This is a genomic window from Pseudomonas sp. FG35 (genome assembly GCF_057809295.1).
On record NZ_JBMDJR010000001.1, the window covers coordinates 359,186 to 383,901 of the forward strand.

The 24,716-nt window shown below is 62.1% G+C and carries 17 protein-coding genes; 1 reads left to right on the forward strand and 16 read right to left on the reverse strand.

Features of this window, described 5'->3' with window-relative positions; genetic code table 11:
- Position 1: 1 nt before the first annotated feature.
- The 11 genes from glgX to ACODTD_RS01680 all read right to left on the reverse strand — a co-directional run bounded on the left by glgX (position 2) and on the right by ACODTD_RS01680 (position 16,530).
- Positions 2-2,161, reverse strand: coding sequence for a glycogen debranching protein GlgX (gene glgX, locus ACODTD_RS01630; protein WP_064596299.1), 2,160 nt, complete (start codon positions 2,159-2,161; stop codon positions 2-4).
- 108 nt (positions 2,162-2,269) lie between these two features.
- A complete protein-coding gene (locus tag ACODTD_RS01635) occupies positions 2,270-2,602 on the reverse strand; it encodes a DUF2934 domain-containing protein (RefSeq protein WP_489104361.1) in 333 nt (110 codons plus the stop codon).
- 29 nt (positions 2,603-2,631) lie between these two features.
- Positions 2,632-5,409 carry a malto-oligosyltrehalose synthase gene (locus ACODTD_RS01640; RefSeq protein ID WP_489104362.1) on the reverse strand — a complete coding sequence of 926 codons (2,778 nt, stop codon included), beginning with the start codon at positions 5,407-5,409 and terminating at the stop codon, positions 2,632-2,634.
- Positions 5,406-7,484 (reverse strand): 4-alpha-glucanotransferase, encoded by a 2,079-nt coding sequence (gene malQ / locus ACODTD_RS01645; RefSeq protein ID WP_285355575.1) that lies wholly within the window; start codon positions 7,482-7,484, stop codon positions 5,406-5,408. The genes ACODTD_RS01640 and malQ overlap by 4 nt, the downstream gene beginning before the upstream one ends.
- On the reverse strand, positions 7,481-9,283 hold the full coding sequence (gene treZ, locus ACODTD_RS01650; protein ID WP_285355576.1) for a malto-oligosyltrehalose trehalohydrolase: 1,803 nt from the start codon (positions 9,281-9,283) through the stop codon (positions 7,481-7,483). The genes malQ and treZ overlap by 4 nt, the downstream gene beginning before the upstream one ends.
- An 18-nt stretch (positions 9,284-9,301) precedes the next feature.
- Positions 9,302-10,888 (reverse strand): glycogen synthase GlgA, encoded by a 1,587-nt coding sequence (glgA, locus tag ACODTD_RS01655; RefSeq protein ID WP_221614727.1) that lies wholly within the window; start codon positions 10,886-10,888, stop codon positions 9,302-9,304.
- 527 nt (positions 10,889-11,415) lie between these two features.
- On the reverse strand, positions 11,416-12,369 hold the full coding sequence (locus ACODTD_RS01660; protein ID WP_285355577.1) for a D-2-hydroxyacid dehydrogenase family protein: 954 nt from the start codon (positions 12,367-12,369) through the stop codon (positions 11,416-11,418).
- 13 nt (positions 12,370-12,382) lie between these two features.
- A complete protein-coding gene (locus ACODTD_RS01665; RefSeq protein ID WP_085611706.1) occupies positions 12,383-13,408 on the reverse strand; it encodes an alpha/beta fold hydrolase in 1,026 nt (341 codons plus the stop codon).
- 85 nt (positions 13,409-13,493) lie between these two features.
- Positions 13,494-13,928, reverse strand: coding sequence for a YqaA family protein (locus ACODTD_RS01670; protein WP_085667105.1), 435 nt, complete (start codon positions 13,926-13,928; stop codon positions 13,494-13,496).
- Positions 13,928-14,374: a DUF411 domain-containing protein gene (locus ACODTD_RS01675; protein ID WP_285355578.1), complete on the reverse strand. Its 447-nt coding sequence runs from the start codon at positions 14,372-14,374 to the stop codon at positions 13,928-13,930. The genes ACODTD_RS01670 and ACODTD_RS01675 overlap by 1 nt, the downstream gene beginning before the upstream one ends.
- A 164-nt stretch (positions 14,375-14,538) precedes the next feature.
- Positions 14,539-16,530, reverse strand: coding sequence for a methyl-accepting chemotaxis protein (locus tag ACODTD_RS01680; protein WP_489104363.1), 1,992 nt, complete (start codon positions 16,528-16,530; stop codon positions 14,539-14,541).
- A gap of 381 nt (positions 16,531-16,911) precedes the next feature.
- Between ACODTD_RS01680 and ACODTD_RS01685 the strand changes: the two genes are divergently transcribed.
- Positions 16,912-17,445, forward strand: a complete 534-nt coding sequence (locus ACODTD_RS01685; protein ID WP_011333974.1) for a hypothetical protein — start codon at positions 16,912-16,914, stop codon at positions 17,443-17,445.
- Between the two features lie 39 nt (positions 17,446-17,484).
- Here ACODTD_RS01685 and ACODTD_RS01690 read toward each other — a convergent pair whose 3' ends face one another.
- The 5 genes from ACODTD_RS01690 to ACODTD_RS01710 are packed head-to-tail and all read right to left on the reverse strand — an operon-like array spanning position 17,485 to position 24,547.
- Positions 17,485-18,429, reverse strand: coding sequence for a GNAT family N-acetyltransferase (locus ACODTD_RS01690; protein WP_201818314.1), 945 nt, complete (start codon positions 18,427-18,429; stop codon positions 17,485-17,487).
- The gene (locus tag ACODTD_RS01695; RefSeq protein WP_041475258.1) at positions 18,429-19,718 is read right to left on the reverse strand and encodes a phenylacetate--CoA ligase family protein; all 1,290 of its coding nucleotides are present in this window, start codon (positions 19,716-19,718) and stop codon (positions 18,429-18,431) included. Before ACODTD_RS01695 ends, ACODTD_RS01690 begins: the two co-directional genes overlap by 1 nt.
- Complete coding sequence (locus ACODTD_RS01700) at positions 19,702-22,152, reverse strand: aldehyde dehydrogenase family protein (protein ID WP_489104364.1); 2,451 nt, start codon at positions 22,150-22,152, stop codon at positions 19,702-19,704. Before ACODTD_RS01700 ends, ACODTD_RS01695 begins: the two co-directional genes overlap by 17 nt.
- A gap of 1 nt (position 22,153) precedes the next feature.
- Complete coding sequence (locus ACODTD_RS01705; RefSeq protein ID WP_011333978.1) at positions 22,154-23,284, reverse strand: LuxE/PaaK family acyltransferase; 1,131 nt, start codon at positions 23,282-23,284, stop codon at positions 22,154-22,156.
- Between the two features lie 15 nt (positions 23,285-23,299).
- The gene (locus tag ACODTD_RS01710; protein WP_489104365.1) at positions 23,300-24,547 is read right to left on the reverse strand and encodes an MFS transporter; all 1,248 of its coding nucleotides are present in this window, start codon (positions 24,545-24,547) and stop codon (positions 23,300-23,302) included.
- Positions 24,548-24,716: the final 169 nt, after the last annotated feature.

Genomic DNA, 24,716 nt, shown 5'->3' on the forward strand with positions numbered 1-24,716 from the left:
GTCAGTCCTCTTCTTCACGTTGCAGTTCAAACAGCAGCAGCGAGCGTCCGGTGACCGAGTACTCGTGACCGAACTCGAAACGCTCCTGGCCACGGATCGATGGCTGGTTGGTATCGATCATGCACGTCCAGAAACTGCCCTCGGGTACTTCCGGCAAGGTGAAGTTGACGATGTCGTGATGGGCGTTGACCACCAGCAGCAACGTGGCGTCGCCACCTTTGCGGCGGATCCCGGTTTCCTGAGCGCGACCGTCAAGCAACATGCCCATGCAGCGATTCTGCGCGTCATGCCAGTGCTCGGTGGTCATTTCCGTGGCGTCCGGCGCAAGCCAGGTCACGTCCTTGACGCCGATGTCCTCGTTGTATTCGCCGACCAGGAAACGCCCGCGTCGCAGGATCGGATACGCCAGGCGCAACTTGATCAGGCGTTTGACGAATTTCAGCAGAGCCTTGCCGTCCTCGCTCAGGTCCCAGTTGACCCAGCCGATTTCGCTGTCCTGGCAGTAGGCATTGTTGTTGCCGTCCTGGGTGCGGGCGAATTCGTCGCCGGCCACCAGCATCGGCGTGCCTTGGGACAGCAGCAGGGTGGCGAAGAAGTTGCGCATCTGCCGGTGGCGCAGCGCGTTGATTTCCGGGTCGTCGGTGGGGCCTTCGACGCCGTGGTTCCAGGACAGGTTGTTGTTGCTGCCGTCCTGATTGTTTTCGTCGTTGGCCTCGTTGTGCTTGTCGTTGTAGGACACCAGGTCGTTGAGGGTAAAACCGTCGTGAGCAGTGACGAAATTCACCGACGAATAGGGCCGGCGGCCACGCTGATTGAACATCTCGCCGGACGCGGTCATGCGGCTGGCGAAGTCGGCGAGCTGGCCGTCATCGCCTTTCCAGAAGGCGCGCACGGTGTCGCGGAATTTGTCGTTCCACTCGACCCAGCCCGGCGGGAAGTTGCCGACCTGATAACCGCCGGGGCCGCAGTCCCAAGGCTCGGCGATCATTTTCACCTGACGCAGCACCGGATCCTGGCGGCAGGCCACGAGGAAGCTGTGGCGTTCATCGAATCCGTCGTGATAGCGGCCGAGGATGGTCGCCAGGTCGAAGCGGAAGCCGTCGACGTGCATTTCGCTGGCCCAGTAGCGCAGCGAGTCGGTGACCATTTGCAGCACGCACGGATGGCTCAGGTCGAGGGTGTTGCCGGTGCCGGAATCGTTGATGTAGAAGCGCTTGTCGTCCGGCATCAAGCGGTAGTACGAGGCGTTGTCGATCCCGCGCATCGACAGGGTCGGGCCTTGTTCGTTGCCCTCGGCGGTGTGGTTGTAGACCACGTCGAGAATCACTTCGAGATTGGCATCGTGCAGGTGCGCGACCATCTCCTTGAACTCGGCGATCTTGCCGCTGGCCAGGTAGCGCGGGTCCGGAGCGAAGAACGCGATGCTGTTGTAACCCCAGTAATTGGTCATGCCCTTGTGCAGCAGGTGCTGATCGTTGACGAAGGCATGGATCGGCAACAGCTCGACGGTCGACACACCCAGCTTGCGGATGTGTTCGAGCACGTCGTCGACCATCAGCCCGGCGAACGTCCCGCGCACGTTCTCGGGCACTGAAGGGTGGCGCATGCTGATGCCGCGCACGTGGGTCTCGTAAATGATGGTCTTGTCCCACGGCACGCTGACGCGGTGGTCGTGGCCCCAGGTGTGGGCCGGGTCGATGACCTTGCACTTGGGAACGAAAGGCGCGCTGTCGCGCTCGTCGAAGCTGAGATCGGCGTCCGGATGGCCGATGGTGTAGCCGAACAGCGCTTCGGACCATTTCAACTCGCCCACTAACTGCTTGGCGTAGGGGTCGATCAGCAACTTGTTGTGATTGAAGCGGTGGCCGTTGGCCGGGTCGTACGGGCCGTAGACCCGGTAGCCGTAGATCAGGCCTGGATGTGCATCGGGCAGATAGCCGTGGTAGATCTCGTCGGTGTATTCCGGCAGCTCGATGCGCTCGAGTTCGACTTCGCCGGCATCGTCGAAAATGCACAATTCAACGCGGGTGGCGTTGGCGGAAAACAGCGCGAAGTTCACCCCCAGACCATCCCAGGTCGCGCCGAGCGGGAAGGGCAGGCCTTCACGGATGCGCGAGGGTTCGGCGTGCGCGGCGGGCTCGGCTTTCTTTGGACGGGTCATAGGTGCTCCTGCAAAAAATCGGGGGGTAGATGTTTTTCGAGGACGAGTAAGCCCTCGGTGGCGAGCGAACCCGCCACACGGTTATTCAAATCAATGGTTCGGGGAGCGTCAGACCGCAGGCGGCTTGCGCGGCGCGCGGGGCTTTTTCTCGGCAGCTTTTTCGCCCGGGGGAATCACTTTGGCGGCACCGGCAGGCTTGGCCTTGGCCGTCGTGGCCTTGGGTTTGGCGGCAGTTGCCTTGACCTCGACAGCTTTGCTGGTGGTGGTCTTGCCTGCGGTTTTACTGCCGGCAGCCTTCGGCGATTTTTTCGGCGCCAATGCCTCGGCTTCGGCCAGTTTGCGCGCCATCTCCCAGTGGCGGGCGTCCTGGCCCTCGGGTTTACCTTCGGATTCCCAGATCTGATAGGCGAATTCGCGGATGCGTTTATCGTCGGTACTCATCGCAATGCTCCTGAACTGAACTCATGCTGCTAGACGTGTTGGATAAGCAGATTGACCGGGAAATCCCCCAGCGCGGCGCTGACCTGCAGCTCCCTGTTTTTTGTGACTGCGGTGCTCGAAAAAAGTCCCTTCAGATTTTCGTCAGAGGCGTCGAACGGTAAAACCACCCGTGTATCGCCCCAGCGCAGCGCATCAACCATCGGCACAGCACTGTTTTCCATCAATGTTGCGCAACGGATCGGCACGATCACGATGATCCGTCGCTCCCCATGCTCGCGGGCAAACGCGAGCACGTTGTGCGCCTGGCTGCCCAGTACCTCGAGGGCCTGGTACGAACCACGGCGAAACAACTCGGTGTCGTCGGCGCGCAGGCGCAGCACCTCGGCGATCAATGCTTGCTTGATTCGCCCGTCGCGCCAGTTCTCCAATAGCTCCTGAACCGGCCCTGGTGCCTCCAGCGCCTGCTGCCTGGCGGCATAGTCGACGGGCCGCCGATTGTCCGGATCGACCAGACTGAAATCCCAGAACTCGTTGCCCTGATACAGATCCGGCACCCCCGGCACGGTCATGCGGAGCAAGGTTTGCGCCAGACCGTTGAGGGCGCCGGCCGCCGCGATGCTGTTGACGGTCTTGGCCAGCGCCCCGCGCAGCAGTTCACCTTCGGGGGCCAGCAGCAATTGTTCGGTGAACGCTTGAGCGGCGTTTTCGTAAGCCTCGTTCGGCGCACTCCAGCTGCTTTGCAGCTTGGCTTCGCGCAGGGCTTTCTGCTGCCACTGCCAGATACGTTTGGCGTACTCGGCGAAACCGGCCTGATCGTCGTCGCGCAGGTCAAGCGGCCAACTGCCGAGCAGCGCTTGATAGAGAATCAATTCGTCCGCCGACGACGGCAGCTGATCGTCATGGCGCAGCGGTCGGGCGAGGGCGCGCCACAGCTCGATCTGCTCGGCGTACCAGTGGCTGCGTTCGCTGAGTACGGCCAGTCGCGCGCGGGTGTCTTCGCCGCGTTTGTGGTCGTGGGTGGCGGTGGCCAGCAGGTTGTCCGGGAAGCTCGCCAGACGTTGCTGGTTCACCGCGTGAAAGTCGCTGACCGGTGCGCTGAACTGCTCGGTGTTGTAACCGACATCATTGCGCGACAGCAGCACCGCCGAGCGATACAGCGCGGTGTCTTCCACCGCTTTGGCGGCGGCCGGTGAAGTGAGTTGCTGAAAGCGCACGCAGGCATGCTTGAGGATTTTGCGCGAACGGCCACGGGGTTTGCGCCGCCACGGCTGGCCGCCAAGCCAACCGGCTACGGAGTCCAGCACTGGCCAATCGGCTTCGCTCAAAGTCTGCCGCGCACCGTCCATGGCCTGCTGGAAAAACACCTCGTCGCGCGCCGAGCGGCCCATCGGGGTGATGTAGGTGCGATACACCGGGAAGTGCACGATCAACGCCTGCAACACTCGGCGGATCGAGCCGAGCGTGAGGTCGCGGGTCATCAGGTCGTCGCGCGCCACTTGCAGCAGGGCCTGAGCAACGCTTTCGCAATCGCTGGCCAGCGAACCATTGAGGATCTGCTGGCGCGCCAGTTGCGCCTCTTCGATAAACGCCGAAGGGCGTTCGGTGCGGCGTTTCCACAAATCACCGAGGACATGTTCGCCGTCGGGATCGTGTTGCAGCAGCGACAGCTGGTTCATGAACTCGTAACCGGTGCTGCCGTCCACGGACCAGTCGGTGGGCAGGGTTTCACCGTCGCCGAGAATCTTCTCGACGTAAATTGGCAAGTGCCGGCCCGGCGCCAGATGGTCAAGACGACGGCGCAGCTTGCGGCAGTAGCCGCGCGGGTCGGCGAGGCCGTCGATGTGGTCGATGCGCAGGCCGTCGATCAGGCCTTCGCCGATCAACTGGAAGATCTTGCCGTGGGTGGCCTCGAACACTGCCGGACGCTCGACCCGTAAACCGCCGAGTTCGTTGATGTCGAAGAAGCGCCGCCAGTTGATGTCATCCGCCGCTGTGCGCCAGCTCGCCAAGCGATAGCTTTGCCGTTCCAGCAATTGGTGCAGGCGCTGAAAACCTTCTTCGGTTTTCGAATCGTAGTGCGTCAGATTGCGCTCAATGGCTTGCAGAATGTGCGGGTCGCTGGCCAGTTGCTGGAGCTCCTCCTTGAGCGGGAGGGCCAGTGAGCGGGCGTCGGTCTGATAGCCGAGCGCGCTGAAACGGTCGGCGAGGGCCTTGAGCGCGTCGTTCGGGCTGTCATCGGATCTGAGCAGTTCGCCGTAATCGGTAGGGCAGATCGGGAAGTGATGCTCGTAATGCTCGACATGGAAAGTGCCGCTCTCGGCATTGAACAGCGGCGGCAGAGTCGCGTCCTGCAATGCGACACCGTAGTCGCTGCCGAGAAACGGCAGCAGCAACTGGCCTTCCATCAGCGGATCGGGCGAGTGCCACTGAATGTCGAAGAACTCGCCGTAGGGGCTCAGTCGGCCCCATTCCAGCAAGTCGAGCCACCACGGGTTGTCACCGCCACCGACCGCCATGTGATTGGAGACGATGTCGAGGATCAGCCCCATGCCGTGCTCGCGCAGGCTGGCGACCAGACGACGCAAGGCTGGTTCGCCGCCGAGTTCCGGATTGACCCGGGTCGGATCGACCACATCGTAGCCATGCATGGAGCCGGCGCGTGCGGCCAGCAGCGGCGAGGCATAAATGTGGCTGATGCCGAGTCGAGAGAAATACGGCACCAGCGGTACCGCCTGATCGAGGGTGAAGCCTCGGTGAAATTGCAGGCGAACCGTGGCGCGCAGGGTCTGGATAGGCAATGCACTCATTGGTCACGCTCGGCTGCCTGAAGGCGGGCACACGCCAATAGTTCCAGGCGTCTTGCGGCGTCGACACCGTCGAGCAGCGTCTCACTGGTGGCCGGCAAGCGGCGCGACCAGTTGGGGTGGGTGTCGATGGTGCCGGGCAGGTTGGCCTGCTCGTCGAGCCCCAGCGCATCTTCCAACGGCAGCAGAACCAACGGCGCACGGGTGTGGCCGAGGAAACGCACCGCGGCGTCGACCACCTGATCGGCCTCGTGGGATTCCTCGCGAAAGTTCTGCGGGTCCTGGCTCAGGGCATTGCGCAGGCCTTCACGCTCGCGTTCGCGGTAACGGCGCCAGTCGATTTCGCCGTTGGCGTCGATCAGTCCCAGTCGCGCATTCCAGTCGATGTCGCGACCATGCCACCAACCGTTGAGGGTCGGCAGATCGTGGGTGCTGGTGGTGGCCAGCGCGTTGTCCGGCCAGTCGAGGATCGGTTTGAAAAAGGTGTTGTCCTGTTCGAACAACAGCACGCGCATGCCGAGCATGGCGCGGGCGATGAGTTTTTCCCGCAGGCCATCGGGCACGGTGCCGAGGTCTTCGCCGAGCACGATCGCTTGATGGCGATGGGATTCGAGAGTCAACAGACGCAACAGGTCATCCACCGGGTAATACAGGTAGGCGCCGTCCGCCGGAACCGCGCCGTTGGGAATCACCCACAACCGTTGCAGGCCCATGACATGGTCGATGCGCAGCCCGCCGGCGTGGGCGAAGTTGGCGCGCAGCATGTCGATGAACGCACGAAAGCCGTTGCGCACCAGACCTTCCGGGGAAAACGCGGAAATGCCCCAGCCCTGGCCTGAGCGATTGAGGATGTCCGGTGGCGCGCCGACGGTCAGCGAGGCCAGCAGTTCGTCCTGAAAGCTCCAGGCCTGACTGCCGGCGCCGTCGGCACCCACGGCCAGGTCGGCGATCAGGCCGATGCCCATGCCGGCGCTGCGGGCGGCGGTCTGGGCGCGTTCCAGGCAACGGTGGATCAACCATTGGCAGAACGCGAAGTAGCTGATGCGCTCGGCGTATTCCTCGGCAAATGCGCCGAGGGCGGCGCCGCGCGGGTCGTGCCAGTGCTCCGGCCATTGGCGCCAGTCGAGGCTCTCACCACGGGCGGCGCGCATTTCCTGGATGGCTTCGAAGCGGCAGTGGTTTTCCAGCGCTTCGCCGCCGGCATCGCGAAAACTGGAAAAGTCGGCGTGCAACGGGTGTTCGCCGCTGATGAAGCCGTCGTACAAGGCTTGCAGCAGTTTCAGTTTGGCCTCGGCTGCTTTCGGCCAGTCGATCAGTTTCAGGTTTTCCAGTTGCTCGAACTGCTCGGTCAGCCCGGCCGCGTCAATCGCATCGCGCAGGGCGCGTTCGCCGAGGATCGCGCCGGGTGCGGCATACAGCGGATTGAGAAACAGCCGACTGGACGGCGAGTAGGGGCTGTAGCGCCCGGTGTCGGCGCTGAACATCGCGTGCAGCGGGCTGATCGCCAAGGCATCGGCCCCGCGCTCACCGGCCACACGGGCCAGTTCTTCCAAGGCCTGGGTGTCGCCGAAACCGCCATCGCCGGGGCGGCGCAGGCCATAAAGCTGCACGCTCAGGCCCCACGCGCGCGGGATCGGGCTGTCCACCGCGTCACCCACGCTGAAGCAGCGTTCCGGTGCCACGGCCAGGGTGAATTGCTGATCGGCGATGTGCACTTGCTGATAGCCGACCGGAATTTCGCCGGGCAACACGGCCTCGGCATCCAGCTTGAGACTCAGGCGCGAGCCGTCTTCCAGGTGAATCTCGCAAGGGGTCTCGGGTTCGAAATAGCGGGCCAGGTCCACGCCCACGCCAACATCGGCAGTGAGCAGTGGCGGTAGATGGCGATTTTCCTGTACCTGTTGAAGTTCAAGCAGGCTGGCGTCGATTTCCTGAGCCGTTCCGGCCGGGTGACCGAGGCCGATCAGCACATTGCGCAGCACCGCCGGGGCGACTTTTTGCGCTCGCCCGTTGGCGTCGATCCAGTCGACGGCAAGGCCGGCTCGGCTGGCGAGAATTTCCAGTTGCGCATCACTCATAGGCGCTCTCCATCCAAGGGGGGCAAAGGGGTTGCGGCCGTGAGGCTGACGAGCGCGCAATACGGGGGCAGTTGCCCCTCATCCGACAGGCCAGCGTCGGATGGCTGACGAAACAGCCACGCCGAATCAGCCTGTGGAAGGTTGACCACTGGCGTATCGCTGAGGTTCAGGTCGATTCGCAGCTCGCTGCCATCGCCCAGCCGCCAGCGCGCACTGACGGCGCCAGGCCCCAGCACCTGGGCGCCGAGGGCTTGAGTGCCGGACAGGTTGGGAATGATGTATTGATGGCGCAGTTGCAGAAGCTGGCGATACAACGCCAGCGTCGCCTGTTGCCGAGGCGTGCCGTTACCCGTCAGGCGAGGTTGTGAGGCGTGAAAGGTCTGCTCGGCGTTGGGGTCGGGAATTTGTTCACGCTTGTGCGGATCCGAGAAGGCACTGAACGCCGCGAACTCATTGCGCCGACCTTCGCGCACCAGTTTCGCCAGTTCGCCATGGTGGCTGGTGAAGAACAGGAATGGCTGTTGGGCCGCGTATTCATCGCCCATGAATATCAGGGGAATCATCGGCGACAGCAACAACAACGCTGTCGCAGCGTCCACCGCGCGCGGCTCGGCTAATTGATGCAGGCGCTCGCCGAAGGCGCGATTGCCGATCTGGTCGTGATTCTGCAGGAACAGCACGAAGGCGGTGGATGGCAGATGCTCGCTTGGCTCGCCACGGGGCTCCCCGTGGCGGGTGATATGACCCTGAAACACGAAACCCTGGCTCAGACAGCGGGCCAGTTGTTCGGTGGGTTGCAGTGCATAGTCCGCGTAGTAGGCGTCGGTTTCACCGGTCAGTAATACATGCAGGGCGTTGTGGCCATCGTCGTTCCACTGCGCGTCGTAATTTTCCTCAAGCAGGCTGGATTGGTTGAGTTCGTTTTCGATGGTCAGCCACACATGCCGGGACGGGTCGATCTGCTGACGTATGCGACGGGCAAGTTCAGGCAGAAAATCCGGGCTTTGAATGGCGTGCACCGCATCCAGGCGCAGGCCGTCGAAACGGTATTCCAGTAGCCACATCAACGCGTTTTCGACGAAGAAGTCCCGCACTTCGCGACGACGGAAGTCGATGGCCGCGCCCCACGGCGTGTGTTTGTCTTCGCGGAAAAAGCCCTTGGCGTAGCGGTGCAGGTAATTGCCGTCGGGGCCGAAGTGGTTGTAGACCACATCAAGAATCACCGCCAGACCATAACCGTGGGCGCTGTCGATCAGATGTTTGAGTTGTTCCGGCGTGCCGTAGCTGGCTTGTGGCGCGTAATGCAACACGCCGTCGTAGCCCCAGTTGCGATCGCCGGGAAACTGCGCGATCGGCATCAGTTCGATGGCGGTGATGCCGAGCTCCGCGAGGCGTGAGAGATGCTGCTCGACTTCGGCAAATCCGCCGAGCGCGCCGACATGCAGTTCATAAATGACCGCTTCATTCCAGGGGCGCCCTTGCCAGGTCGTGTTGCGCCAGGAATAGAGGTGCGGATCGACCACCACGCTGTGGCGGTCGAGGTCACCGTCCTGCGCCCTGGAGGCCGGGTCGGGCACCTCCAGTTCGCCATCGATGTTGAAACGGTAGCGGCTGCCGGCAGGGCAGCGGGTCTTGATGACAAACCAGCCATCGCCCTGCGGCAGCATCGGCAGGGACTGGCCGTTGTCCAGCTCGACGCTGACGTAAAACGCATCCGGCGCCCACAACGCGAATTGGGTGTGCTCGGCATCCAGCATGATCGCGCCGTGGGGCCAGCTCTCAGGTGTCCGTGACGGCATCGTTGAAAACCTCCCTGGTTATTTGTGGTGCGTTTTACCCAGCGCCTTGGCCACCAGTCGTTCGTAGAGTTCGGCGTAAGGTTCGACCGCCTTGCACCAGTTGAAGGGTGCGGCCATCGCCCGGCAACGCATTGCATTGAGCAGTTCGGGGAAGGCAAACACCTTGAACGCGCGGCTCAGGGCTTCGCGGTAGCTGTCGGCGGTGGATTCGTTGAACAGGAAACCGGTGACGCCGTTTTCAATGGTGTCGGCCAGCCCACCAGTGTTGCGCGCCACCGGCAGCGAGCCGAAACGCTGGGCGTACATCTGGCTCAGACCGCAGGGCTCATAACGCGATGGCATCAACAGGAAATCGCTGCCGGCGAACATGCGGCGGGCGTCGGTTTCGTTGAAGCCGATGCGCACACCGATCTGGCCGGGGAAGCGCAGCGCCAGTTCGCGCATGGCTTGTTCTTCTTCCGGTTCGCCACGGCCGATGATCGCGATCTGGCCACCGTTCTGGACGATGTATTCCGACACCGCCTCGGTCAGGTCCAAACCTTTTTGATAAACCAGACGCGAGACCACGGCAAACAGCGGGCCCTCGGAGTCATGCAGACCGAACAGTTCGCGCACGTGGGCGGCGTTCACGGCTTTGCCTTCCCAGTCGCCAATGGCAAATGGTGCAAACAGGTGCGGGTCGGTGGCGGCATCCCAGCTTTCATCGATGCCGTTGGGAATGCCGCTGAGCAAACCTTGCTGGGTCTTGGCGGCGAGAAAACCGTCGAGACCGCAGCCGAAATCCGGGGTGGTGATTTCCTGCGCGTAGGTGGCGCTGACCGTGGTGATGTGGCTCGAATAAGCCATGCCGGCCTTGAGGAACGACATCTTGCCGTAGAACTCCATGCCTTCCTGTTGCAGGGCATGAGCGGGGATCCCGAGTTCCGGGCACGAACCGAGGCTGGTCACGCCTTGATAAGCGAGGTTGTGAATGGTGAACAGGGTCGGTGTGCGTTGCCCGCGCCAGTGCATATAGGCAGGCGCCAACCCGGCCGGCCAGTCGTGGGCGTGCACCAGATCCGGGCACCAGTGGATTTGTGCGAGGTTGGCCGCGATATCGGCGGCGGCCAGGCCCAGACGGGCGAAGCGAATGTGGTTGTCCGGCCAGTCGCGACCGTTGTTGGCGCCATACGGGCCGCCGTCGCGAGCGTAGAGTTCAGGGCAGATCAACACGTAAATAACCAGACCATCGGGCATGTCCATGCGCCCGATCTTGCAGGGCGGCAGCGCGGCGTGACCGCCCAGTTCGCCGATGATGTGGATCGGATTCTCGCTGTTCATCACTTGCGGGTAACCGGGGATCAACACCCGGACGTCATGCAGGTGCGCCATGGCGCGGGGCAGGGCGGCTGAAACGTCTCCCAGACCGCCGGTCTTCACCAGATCGGCAATTTCCGAGGTGACGAACAAGACTTTCTTCTTGTTGGGGTTCTGACTGGCCACCGGGGTCAGCGTCTTGGTGCTCGGGACGTTGATCGACCGGCTGCCGGGAACACTTACGGTGCTCGATTCACCCATCGGCTGATGAGCCCGTTCTCCCTGAATATCCAATGCCGCACTGATCATATGAATCTCCCGTCTCTTTGATCTGATTCTTGTCTTGAACAAGCGATGTCCGTGGCCAGGTCCTGTGGCCGGGCGCAAACGCGCCACGCATCGGTGAGCAAACGCTACCCAACACGCGCAAGCAGAATGGGTGAGGGGGCCATTGCAAGAGTTGAACCAGTCGCTTTGGCCCTGCCTATCAGATGACCCGTCGCGATCTGCAAAAGTTTCGACGAATTTTTGACTTTGTGACCGGCCGGTTTTACCCCGCGAAAATCAGTCTAGGCCAGATCCTAGAGCGGGCCAGGGTCATCGGATGAATTGTTCGACAATCTGTTGCAGACTCACGAAATACGTGGCCTTGAGAGAGGGCGCGCCCCGACGAAGTGCACGTTTGGCGGGTTCTATGATGCGAAATGGTGACCGGGCGGTCACGATTTCGGGCGCCGGGAATGTGCGGGCGCACTGTTGCGGTGCGGACAGTTGTGTCGGCGGGCGGACAGCGGGTGCTGCTTCGCGGGCAGGGGGTGCCCGCGAAGGCGAGGGTTTCAGTTGAGCAGGCGGACGGGTTCCCCGGTTGACCAGGCTTGAATGTCTTCGATTATCTGCGAAAAGAACAGCTCATAGTTCTGGCGGCTGACGTAGCCGACATGGGGCGTGGCCAGCACGTTGTCGAGGGTGCGAAACGGGTGCAGCGCCGGCAGCGGTTCCTGATCGAACACGTCGAGGGCCGCACCGCCGATGCGCTGTTTCTGCAAGGCCTTGATCAGTGCCGTTTCGTCGACAATCGGTCCGCGCGCGGTGTTGACCAGCAGTGCGGTCGGTTTCATCCAGGCCAGTGCCTGGGCATCGACCAGACCCCGGCTGCGGTCGCTGAGTACCAGGTGCACCGACAGCACGTCAGCCTGTTCGAACAATTGCTGCTTGCTGACATAGGTGACGCCGGCCTGTTCAGCGCGCTCGGCGGTGAGGTTTTCACTCCAGGCGATCACACGCATGCCGAACACCTGACCGAATTGCGCCACCCGCTGGCCGATGCTGCCAAGGCCAAGAATGCCGAGGGTCTTGCCGTGCAGGTCGCTGCCCAGACCTTGCTGCCACTGACCGGCGCGCAGAGCGTTGGCCTCGTTCACCAGATTGCGGGTGGCAGCCATGATCAGCGTCCAGGTCAGTTCCGGTGCCGCGTGTTTATAGCTGTCGGTCCCGCAGACCTTGATCCCGAGACGGGCGGCGGCCGGCATGTCCAGCGCTGCGTTGCGCATGCCACCGGTGACCAGCAGCTTCAGGTTCGGCAAGCGTTTGAGCAGGTCTTCGTCGAAGCGCGTGCGTTCGCGCATCACGCAGATCACTTCAAACCGGCCCAGACGCTCGGCCAGCGTGGCGTTGTCCGCCGGGTACTCATGGACGAAGGTGACTTCGCCGAGACTGTCGAGCACCGACCAGTCGACTACGCCCCGCGCGACGTCCTGCCAGTCATCGATCACCGCAATCTGCACCGCCATCAGCGTTACCTCTTCAACGAACGGGATTGGTTTTGTCCAGCCAGCCCAGCAGCGCCTCGTGGAACTTCGCCGGCTCTTCCATCTGGGGGGCGTGGCCCATGCCGGGGAATTCCACCAGCGTGGACTGAGGAATCAGTTTCGCCACCTGCTTGCCCAGCACCTCGTAGTGACCGATTTTCGCCTTCACTTCGGGCGGCGCGATGTCCTTGCCGATGGCGGTGGTGTCGGAGGTGCCGATCAGCAGCAGGGTCGGCATCTTCAGGTCCTTGAACTCGTAGTACACCGGCTGAGTGAAGATCATGTCGTAGATCAGCGCCGAGTTCCATGCGACCTGAGTCTTGCCCGGGCCGTTGCTCAGGCCGGCGAGCATGTCCACCCAACGGTCGAATTCGGGTTTCCAGCGACCGTCGTAATAGGTCGTGCGTTCATAGTCGCGGATGCCCTGCGCGGTGACTTTCAGTTCGCGCTGATACCACTGGTCGACACTGCGATACGGCACGCCGAGGGCTTTCCAGTCTTCCAGGCCGATCGGATTGACCAGCGCCAGTTGCTCGACCTGATCCGGATATTGCAGCGCATAACGGGTGGCGAGCATACCGCCGGTGGAGTGGCCGAGCAGGGTCGCTTTCTGGATGCCCAGCGCCTTGAGCAGCTGCTGAGTGTTGGCCGCCAATTGCTGGAAGGTGTACTGGTAGTGATCGGGTTTGCTGGAGGTACAGAAACCGATCTGATCCGGGGCGACCACCCGGTAACCGGCTTCGCTGAGGGCCTTGATCGAACTGTCCCAGGTCGCGCCGCAGAAATTCTTGCCGTGCATCAGCACCACGGTGCGCCCGTTGGCCTTGCCGTGGGCGGCGACGTCCATGTAACCCATCTGCAGCGACTTGCCCTGAGACTGAAAGGCAAAGTGCTTGAGGGTGTAGGGATACTCGAAACCCTGCAATTGCGGGCCGTATTGCGGGCCTTCGGCGTGAGCGAGCAGGGGCAGGGCGGCGGTCAGCAGCAGGCCGGGCAGCCAGCGGGTCAGCGATACGGACATAGGACAACTCCACAAGAAATCGGCCGATGCTGGAACGGCCGGATTAGGGCGACGTTAAACACAGGCAATCCCCGGGCCCGATCGTTCAACCGAGCCAGCCGAGGGTGAGCATCGCCAGCACCCCGTAGCGGGCGCCTTTGGCGAGAGTGACGATCAACAGAAAACGCCCGAGAGGTTCGCGCATGACCCCGGCGATCAGCGTCAGCGGATCGCCGATGACCGGCAACCAGCTGAGCAGCAACGACCAGTGACCGTAACGCTGATAGTGAACGCGGGCTCGCTCCATATGCCTGGGGCTGACCGGAAACCAGCGCCGGTCCTGAAAGCGTTCCAGCCCGCGCCCCAGCCACCAGTTCACCAGTGAACCGAGAACATTGCCCAGCGTCGCCACGGCCAACAGCCCCCACAGCCAGTAACGATCGCTGACCAGCAGCCCGACCAGTACGGCTTCCGATTGCAGCGGCAACAGGGTCGCCGCGCCAAATGCGGCCAGGAACAGCCCGAGATAACCCGCCGTCATCAATGGGCCGGGTAATCCGCCACCACCACATCGGCACCGTCTTTCTTCAGGCCGATCACTTGATACGCATCGCTCATGCCGTCCATTTCCATGCCCGGCGAGCCCATCGGCATGCCCGGTGCGGCAACGCCAAGCAGGTCATCGCGCTTGCTCAGGGCCAGCACCTGTTCCGCCGGAACGTGGCCTTCGACGAATTTGCCGTTGATGATTGCCGTGTGGCAGGACGCCAGACGTGGCGGCACGCCGTGTTGTTGCTTGAAGCTGCTCATGTCGCTTTCGACGTGGTCTTCAACCTTGAAGCCGTTGGCTTCCAGGTGGCTGATCCACTTTTTGCAGCAGCCACAGTTGGCGTCGCGGTGGACTTCGATCGGGATAAGGTCGGCGGCTTGCGCCAGGGAGGAAATGAACAGCGCGCTCAGGGTGGCCAGACGCAGATGGTTTAGCATGGAGGGCTCTCGGCTTAGAGGAGAAACGGTCAAAAAAGGAGGGCATTTTGACCGGTTTTTCCTGCCTGGCATCAACGGAGTGTTTCCAAGTGATACGAGGCAGGCCTGCCAACATGATCGTAGATCAAAGCTGACAGGCCACTGAGCGCAAGATGACAAAACGGTCAGCGAACCTTGAAGCGGCCCATGATCGCGCTCACCCGGCTGTTGGCTTCCAGCAGCTGGCGGGTGTTGAGTTCGCTGGCCTGACCGCTTTCCACCAGCTCATCAACCATGTGGCGGATCTGCACCATGCTGCGGTTGATCTCTTCGGTGACTGCGCTTTGCTGTTCCGCGGCGGTGGCGATCTGGGTGCTGAGGCTGTTGATGTGGCTGACCGAACCGGCCATTTCGTCGAGGCCACTGTTGACTCGCGCCGTGGCATCGGCGGCTGACTGACAACTGGCCTGAGTGTTTTCCATGGCGCTGACCGAGGAAGTCACACCTTGGGTCAGACGGCTCAACATTTCGTTGATTTCCGAGGTGCTGGCCTGGGTGCGGGCAGCGAGGGCACGCACTTCGTCCGCCACCACTGCAAAACCGCGACCCTGTTCACCGGCGCGTGCCGCTTCGATCGCCGCGTTGAGTGCCAGCAGATTGGTCTGGCCGGCAATGGCGCCGATCACGCCGAGGATTTCGGTGATGCGCTGGGCGTCCTGCTGCATGCTTTCGACCTTGTGGGTGGCGCTGGCCACTTCGTCGATCAACGCCACTACGCTGCCTGACGCTTCACCGACCACGATGCGGGAACGGTCGGCGTTTTCGTTGGCGCGCTGGGTGAAGGCAGCGGTTTCGGCAGCGTTCTGCGCGACGCTTTCGGCGGTCGAGCTCATTTCGTTGATCGCGGTAACGGTTTGGTCGGTTTCCGAAGCGTGGCGCAGCAGAATCTGGCTGGTGTGCGCCGAGGTGCGTTGCAGGCTGTCGAGGCTCGAGGCCATCGCGCCGGTGGCCTGGGTCACTTCGCCGATCATGTTCTGCAGGTAGGCGATGAAGGTGTTGACTGAATGCCCGATGGCACCGAGTTCGTCTTCAGCGCGGATGGTGATGCGCCGGGTCAGGTCGGCATCGCCGCTGGACAGCGAATCGATGTTGGCCTTCAGCGCTTTCATGCGCGAGACCAGTTGGCGGATCGCGTAGACCTGCAACAGCACCAACAGGATCACCAGCGGAATCTGCAGCAGACTCAGGCTGCTGAGCACGTCGTCACGCTGGGCGGTGAGCATTTTGGTTGGCAGCGCGGTGGCGAGGAACCACGGGGTGCCTTCGATCGGGCGCATGAAGAAGGTACTGGCTTCACCGTGGTTGTCGAACTCGACACGCTGTGCCTGCTCGCGGTTTTGCAGCCCGGCTTTGATCTGGCTGGCGAAGGTCGAGCCGCCGGCCAGTTCGCTGATGTTCTTCAGCACGATCGGCCCGTTGATACGCGAGCTGTTGCTGATGATCTTGCCGTCAGCCTCGACGATCAGCATTTCGGCGTTGAGGTCTTTTTCCTTGCGCGCCACCAGATCGTTGAAGAAGCCCAGGGTCACGTCGATGGTCGAGACGCCCCAGGCGCTGCCGTTTTTCTGGATGGCCATGGCGCAGTTGGTGCGCGGTTCGGCGCTGGCGTCATCTTTATAGGCAGCGGCCCACGCGCATTGGCCGCGCGGGGTCTGCATGCCGCCCTTGTACCAGCTCTGGTCGTAATAGTTGGGGGCCGCGTCGCTGTTCCAGAACGTGTTCACCGCCAGTTTGCCGGAGGCATCCCGGTGCCAGAACGTACTGAACTTGTTGCGTCCGGCCTCACGCTGACCGGGCAATGGCCAGATGCCGCCGCCGAACACTTTCAGTTCGCCATATTGATCGACCAGCCCCGGCAACACGCTGTCGATGGCCGCGCTGTCGAGCAGCGGGATGGTCTGGGTGATGCTGCGCTGTTGCGCCTGGACCTTGTTCAATTCGCCCTGGATCTGCTCGGCCACTTCCGCAATGCGGTTGAGCACGACTTGTTCTTCGGTATGGCGCAGCTTGGGCGCGACCAGCTGGCTGATGCCGACCACGGTCAGCACCGACAGCAACAAAATGAACAGAACCAGAAACAGCGTGTAGCGAGCCTGAATAGTGCGGAATGCGGGCATGGAAACCGGTCCTTGAGCAGGGATTCTTATTGTGGGCAGGGGAAAAACAGCGCGGGTTTCCTAACGTATCGTCGGGTCTTCGGGAAGCTTTAGGTACTTTCGTCCTAAAACGTGCGATCCCGATCAATGGAACGTATCCGGCCTGATACATGCGAACTAACCGTCCCGAACATTAGAGCAACAAACCCACTTTCATCTGATTGTCATGAACCCTCTGATCCAGCATTTCCGGGGCTGTTGCGGGTTTGTATCGTGAATGTACAAAAATTGTAAAAAATGCAGAAAGGAGTTGGTGCCACTGGTTTGCCGGCCGATACTCCGGGCAACTCAAAAGTCGTCCAACAAGGAATTTTTCATGTTTTCCTCGCAAGGAGCCTGCTCATGACTATCGGCTATACCGGTGCCTGGCAACCCAAGGCGGGTTTGCTGGTTCGAGACACAGGAAGCTCGAGCAAACCGGTTTCCCAAAGCGTGAAGGTCAAGCAAATGCTGGCTCTGGTCGGCAACGATCCCAACGCAATCAGCATCGCCGAGATGGACAAGCAGGGGCTGCACAAGAACATCAAGGGTTTCGATCCCACCAATGTTTCGGCCAAACAATTGGGCAGCCTCAGTGCAATGCTGCGCAGCCGTGGCCTGATTTCCGAAGTCACGTCCATTACTCTGCTCAACGCCGGCGACAAGTTTGATCGCTTCGGCATTCAGAAGGATCCGGACGCCAAGTTCAATGCGCTGGAGTACTTCGCAACGCAACTGGATACCATCCAGAACAACAATCTCAAGGGCAACAAGTACGCCAATACGTTGATTCCCGAGTACAAGAAAGCCATCTATGTCTTGCAGAACCTGAAGACCTACGGACAGGGCGGCGAGCGCAAGCCGCCGACCGACAAAGGCGTCGACGCCAAGGCATGATCAGAAGGCCCGCACCGGGAACGGAGCGGGCCCTTTCGTTTATGGGCGGTTGCCGCCAACCTGCAGTCCCGTCAGCGGTGCGATTTGTTGCTGCATGTCGTCATGCAATCGCTGCATTCGCGGGCACTGCAGTGCCAGGGATCTGGGCTGGAACCCGCGATGAAACAACGCCAGCCAGCCTGCACCTCTGTCATCGGGCGCCAGTCCGCTGAACACGAAACCCATCGCCGACAACCGGCGCCAGGCATTGTCGAAACCCTGCGCCAGCCTGAGCCTGATCGATATCAGCCAATGTTCGGGCAGTTGTTGCAGCTGTTTGAGCAAACTGTCGTCCACCTCGTTGAATACCCCGTCATATCGCCCCCAGCGCTGTTCGAGCTGCGCCGGTGCGCCAACCCACGGCGACACGCTCAACCGTGTTCCGAACACGTCGCACATCTGTTGCATGAATTCACGGCATTCGTCGGGCCAATGCAAGGCCGGCAGCGGGCGCTGATAGCCATCGACAGGGGTGTAACCCAGTACAAGCGATTCCGTCACCGCGTTGCCAAAGGGCGACGGTGCATGATCGGGCAACAAGCCGGTGTTATGAAAACCAAGGCCGGCGGCCATCTTCTGGGTGTAGGGGTGATGGGTCATCTGCTTGATCGTGACGCCCTGATAACCAAGCGCCTGTGCATGGATCAGCAAGTGTCGGCCCAGTTGCGTGGCGACGTTCTGGCCACGGATCTGCGGATCCACCACGCTCAGCGCCAATTCGACGATGGATGTTCCCTTGTCGAGAATCAACGCGGAGTGGCCCGCCACCTGATCGTTGGACACCGCCACCAGCGAATGCCAGCGGCCGACGGCATGGTTCTGCTTGATCATGCGGGGCAGATAGACATGCGGCTGAGCGTAATGGTCGCCGTAGATCTTTCTGAACAGGCGACTGACCGCCGGGGCGTCGCTGGTGCGAAAACTGCGCAGGGTGATGGATGTCATCAGCAACGCTCCTGGCCGCAGCCGCTGTAGACGCGCCGGTCCAGCACGCGCTGACGTTTGCCGGAGCGTGGATGGCGTGCCAGTTCCTGAACCGTACAACAGCGAATCCGCAACGCCAGCAGGTGATCGGTGCTCAGTTGTTCGATCAACGGATAGTCTTCGATCAAGGCGCTGTGCAGCGTCTGGTCGGCTTCAGCGTTGGCCGGTGACAGGGCGTCCGGTGCCCAGTGCAGGCGAAGGATATCCATGACGCCGTCCTGCTCGATCACCAGTTGCCAATCGTCGCTGCCAGTGATGCGCCGCACGGTTTCGCCGATCGATTGCGGCAGCAGAGTCAGAATGCCCACGCGCACCCGCTGGCTGTCGGCGCAGCGGCCCATCAGCGCAAACTTGCGCCTGGGGGTGTCAGGCGGCTCTCGCCAGCACGCACGGTCGCCGACGGGGTAGCGGATCAACGGCATCAACCGGCGCGTGAGGTTGGTCATCACCAGGCGTCCGACCCGGTCGCATTCATCGATCACTTCACCGGTCTGCTCGTCGAGAATTTCCAGCACTGCGTGACATTCGGGAACCCGGTGTTCGCCGATGGCGCAGTCACCATGGCTGGCACCGATGAATCCGGCGTCCACGCTGGCGTAGCCGATCGAGGCCACGCGGGCGTTGGGGAACACCCGCGCCAGCCGTTGCAACTGGGCGTCAAACAGGCTTTCACCGGCGTAGAGCAGGGCGGTGACGCCAGTGAGGACCCGGTCATGTTGCTCAAGCCACGCCGCGAAGCTCAGCAGATGGGCCGGCAGACCCGCCAGCACGTTGATCCGGTGGCGGGCAATCGCATCGGCCAGGTTGTCCGAGTCGACATGGCCGGTGAAGGGAAACTCGACGACCTCGGTTTGCACATGCGCCAGCGCATCGTGGGTGAAGATGAAGCTGGCATACAGATCACCGACAAAAAACAGGTTGGCGACCCGGTCTCCGGCGCTCAACCGGGCGCCGAGACTGCGACCGAAGTCTGTGACCAGCGTCTGCCATTCCTCACGCCGGAACAGTGAAAACTTGCCGGCGCTGGTGGTGCCTCCGGTCTTGAAAACCAGTGCGTCGTTCAGCGGTGCCGTCAGGACAGGCCACCGATCGAGGTCATGACTGCCTTTCCAGTATTCCACGGGGTCAATCACCGGCAGTTGTTCCAGGGCTGTGATCGGTTGGGGAAGTGCAGCGAAGTGACGCGTATAAAACCCGGAATGCTGTCGCGCAAACGTGATCAGCTCTTGCAGTTCAAAGCGTGTGTTCATGATTGGCTCCTTGCCTGTCTGCGCAGGGGCCAATGCCCCGGTTGTCGATCAGCAGCGGCGTCTTGCCGCTGTGTTTGTTGCGGGTAAAGCCGTCGCTGCCGCAGACCTCTACCTCAACGGTCAGCAGCCCTGTCTGGATAAGAGTGGTCAAGGTCGGATAGTCCAGCAGGCGACGCTGAACATCATCGGGTTGCCGTGGGCTGCGAAAGCGCATGCGCTCCAGGCCGTCCGGGGCGTGTTCGAGGATCAGCTGGAAGTCGGTCTGCAGATGCTCTGCCAGTTGCGAGAGGCAGATGAAGTCGGTGCCGATGCGCATCAACCTGCCGTGACGTTGCAGCAGCTCGAAACGCGGCGTGGGCAGCCCGCAGTCACACGCACCGGGCAGCCAGCGACCGCTGTCACCGACGTCGTAGCGCTGAACGTCCTGTCCTTCGCGCTCGATGGAAGTGAACACCAGACGCCCGGTTTCACCGTCGGTCACCGATCGATCAGACTCGAATTCCACAATCTCCAGGTGCTGGATATCGCTCATCAGATGAAATACGCCATCACCTGTGGCGGGGCAGGCATGGCCGAGCGGTCCGGCGTCGACACTGCCGTAAATGGCTGAGCGGATCAGCCTGACGCCGCAGTCGTGCATCAGTGCAAGGCTTTGTTCTCCGGGGTGTTCGCCGCCGAGGAAGACTTTTTCGATCCCGCCATATTCGCGCAGCCGTGCCTGTTCGTTGAGGAACAAGCGGTGCAGGGTGCTGGGCATGCCGACCAGCACGGTGACCCGCTGATCGATGATGATCTGCGCGATCTCGCGGTAATCGTCATCGGCCGGTGCCCCCATCGGCAGGTGCGTGGCACCCAGCAGTTCCAGCACTTTGGAAAAACTGAAGAAACCGCCATACAACCCGCCGCTGAAGAACAGGTTCATCACCCGGTCGCGGCTCGGGTCGAGACCCGCCGCGAACAAACCGTCGGCACTGGCACGCATCTGCCGATCGAAGTCGCGGTAGCTGAAGCCGGACAACGCCGGGATGCCGCTGCTGCCGCCGGAGCGGAAGTACAAGCGGGCCGCCGGGTGGATCGGGCGGGTGACAAAGGCGTCTTTGCTCATGATCGGCAGATTGGCCACGCAGGGTGGCGTCGGCAGAGGATCGAGCGTGGCGCGGGTTGCCAGCGCCATGGCCGGCAGGCTGACCGATACGCGCCGGCTCAGGCGCTGCAATGCATATACGCCGTCGTGGGGTTCGCCTTCGTAGCCATCGTGAATCGCTTGCACCGGGGTGATCCTCGTGACACCCGCGGCGATCAGTGTTTGAGCCAGTTCAGCCGTTTCGTGTTCTGCACACATCAGCCCGGCGCTTTGCAGTACGTTGCGCCAGGGCAACAGCGACTCGCTGATCCGTGCGCGCGGCAGGGGTTGGAGCAGCAGGCTGCGAAACAGCGGCGAGGGCGCGAGCTGCCGGTCGTGGGCCCAGATGATGCGCCAGTCCGAGGATTGCCAGACCTGGCCGCCGGTCCCGCCAAAACTGTGAGCCAGGCGTGCCATCGCCGTGCGGGTGGTGATTTCAGAGGCCTCCTGAATCGAAGGCAGCAGAACCGGCCAGTGTCGGGATCGACGCTCGAACGCCTCGGCCAGGTCATTGCCGATGGCGCGCAGGATGCTTTCGTCGTCACTGTCCACCAGCAGCCATTGCGGACTGGAACAGGCCTGCTGGTCCAGACGGCAGACTTCATCGGCCACGGCGTCCAGCGCTTCTGGCGTGGCCGCTGCCGGAGTCAGGTAGATGAAGCTGATGCGATGACCCCAGTCGATCCAGCGACATCCGGGCGCCAGTTGCTGACGGATGGCTTGCAGCGCCGATTCACCGCCCCACGCCGACACGCCGTTGGCTCGTTGGCACAATTGGCCGACCTGGGCGGTGCTGGCAGGAACGACCGCGATATGCCCGGCGATCTGGCCGGTCGCATCGCACTGCGCCAAGCCATGAAGCAATTGAGCCGTCAGCCCCTGATCGCTGCTGCTGGGACGCAACCAGTTGACGTTGCCCGCCAGCAGGCCTTCGATCACCGCGCAGAAGGCCAGCAACGGTGCATTGCCGGGGGTGATGTGAACCACCAGGCCCAGCGGGCTCCAGCGTTCAAAGCGTGACTGGCGATAGTCGAGGCGACGCAGGCTGCCCGGTTGCTCGCCGAGTTCGCGCTCAAGCTTGCGCCGCAGGGCGTCCGGCTGGCAGAACCCGATCAGTGCCTGGCGTTGCTCGGGTTCGATGGGCATTGCCATGTCCGGGTCTTGCAGACGTTCGGCAAAAATGGCTGCTGCGCCAAGCACAGTCGCTGTATCGAGCGCCCTGGCCAGTCGTTGTGGCAAATCCAGGTCCAGCTGTTGCAGCGCGACGTCGAGGGTGCAGTCATCGTGAAGTTGTCCGTTGATCAGGTACATATCAGTGCTTCTCCAATAGTTCAGAAGCGGCCATCGCGCAGCTTCGGCCGGCCGTGGTGGCCGCACGGCCATGCAGTTCGAACCAGTCGGTGGATAGACCGCAGCCGCAGCTGACGCCCGGATGCAGGGTGGCCAGATCGCTCATGACCACCGCGTGCGCGGGGCTCGATGAAATGTAAGGCGAGACAAAACTCAGCAAGCCCTGACGGCCGTAAGGCTGAACCGTAAAGTCGGCGGGATGGCGCACGAAAACCTTCGAATAGACCGGTACATGGAAATGATGGTGAGCACACTCGAGGTAAGGCACCGCATGCTCGACCGCGCCGTAGCCGTCACGGCAGCGGGACATCTTGATGCCCAATTGGCGGTGAATGCGCTCGTACAGTTGCTGGCGGGGAATCTCCTGCGCCGCATGGGTTTTCCAACCGCCGCCAAACAGGGTCAGCGAGCCTTCTGCGAGTTGCAGGTCAGCCACGCCGGTGGCCTGCATGCGTTGCAGGGTCTGCCAGAGAAACGCGGGGAAGCCGAAGATCCGCACCGGCAGGCCTTCTTCGGCGAAGGATTGCAAGGCGGCAATCACGCCGAAGCCGTCGAATTCATGGCCGCCGCCTGTGCGGCGCAGTGCGTAGGCCACGCGATTGACGGGAGCGAACTGGCACAGGAATTGATCGGTGAAGGATGTGCCCAGGCTGATGCAGCCTTCGGGTTCATAGCCCAACAGCAGGTAGTTGCACGGTGTGTTCGGGGTGTTCCAGTCGTAGTGCTGGAAGATCTGCGCGACCATGTTACGGGCCGCTCCCAGGCTGCGTTCGTCGTAACGCATGCGGCTTTTCTGACCGCTGGTACCTGAGGACGTCAGTTCCCGCGCGTCGATGCCGGCGGGGCTGAGCAATTGTTGCTGCTTGAAAAAACTGGCGAAAATCGGCGGTAGACGCGACCAGTCATCAAGACTGTCCAGGTCGTTCACGCTCAAACCATTGGCGTTCAGCCAGTGTTCGTAGCCCGGAGTGTGCCGGCTGTGAAACTGGCTGATTTCGGCCATGGCCTGGTCAAACAGGCCGTCCGGCACGGAATCCGGGCAATAGGGTTGCGTCAGCGCGCAAAGCGCGTCGCTGTGGGGGAAGTGACTCATCAGGGGTCCTTATCGTTATGTTGAAGAAGCGGAGTCTGCCGGGACGTGTGGCAGGAACCGGTACAGCAGGGGCAGGCTGAGCAGACCGCCCAGCGCCGCCCACATGGCGAAGGATTCGAGACGGGTACCGCCGCCGATGGCAGCGATCAGCGAGCCGCCGACACCCATCACGGCAATCGAAATCATGCCGATCGTGGCGGAGACCAGACCTTTGCTGTCATCGCTGGAAAACAGCGCGAGCCGGTACAGTGCAGCGTTGCTCATGCCCAGCCCCACGGCGTACAGCGCAAGGCCAGTCATCAACCCTGCAAGGGACAGGCTGGACAGTGCGGTGGCGATCAGGGTCAGCAGACCCAGGCAGAACGGCCAAAGTGCCAGACGAATCAGTTGCGGCAGTTCCCGTGACGCGAGCAGTCTGTCGAGGATCAGATTGCCGACGATGACCGCCGAAAAAACCGGAATCTGCCATAGCGCATATTCGCGAGTAGTCAGGCCGAGCGACTGGACGAGCAGCAGCGGCGACAGTCCGATCCAGGCAATCAGCGGCAGGCTCATCAGCCCCAGGGCAAGACAGATGCCGACGAAGCGGTGATTGCGCAGCAGTAACAGGTAGCGGCTGCTGATCTGGCGAAAGGAGAAGGGGATCGGCGCTTGCTGACCGCCATCGTGGCGCACAACGCCGATCGTCTCCGGCATACAGGCATACAGTCCGATCCAGGTCAGTGTCGCGATCAGGCCCAGACCGAGGAACAGCTCGCGCCAGCTCAACCATTCCAGCAACAGACTGCCAAGCAGCGGACCGAGCAGAGGTGAAAGCAACGCGACATTGCTCAGCAGCGCCATCAGACGCACCGCATCAGCTTCGCAGAAAACTTCCTGCAGCGCGGGGTAGCTGACTGCCACGACAAACCCCAAACCCATGCCTTGCATCAGTCGCAGGGCGTTGAACACTTCGATGCCGGGCGTGGCGACAGCCGCCGCACAGGTCACGCCGAACAGCGCGCAACCGCCGAGTAATAGCGGGCGCCGACCAAACCGGTCGGACAGAGGCCCGATCAGCCATTGCAGGCAGACGCCGCCGATCAGATACAGATTGAACGCGTTGGGGATGTGAGCCGCATCGGCTTCCAGATCCCGGGTGACGGTCAGCATGGCCGGCATGACCATGTCACTGGCCATGTAGGTCAGCCATTCGAACAGCGTGATGGCGAGACAGAAACCGAGCGCCTGGAGTGACGGGAGGGGGATGAGAGTTCTTTGCATGCGCTTTCACGATCGTCGAGAGGGAGCGCAAAGGGTAGGGAGGAGCAGGGAATGTTCCTACGCCATTGGTGTGACGGTCTATGACGCGGTTATGCGTGATGTTGCGGAGGGCGTCATTCCCGCTTAAACAGGCGAAATCCCCTACATCAGAAATCGCCGATCCATAAAA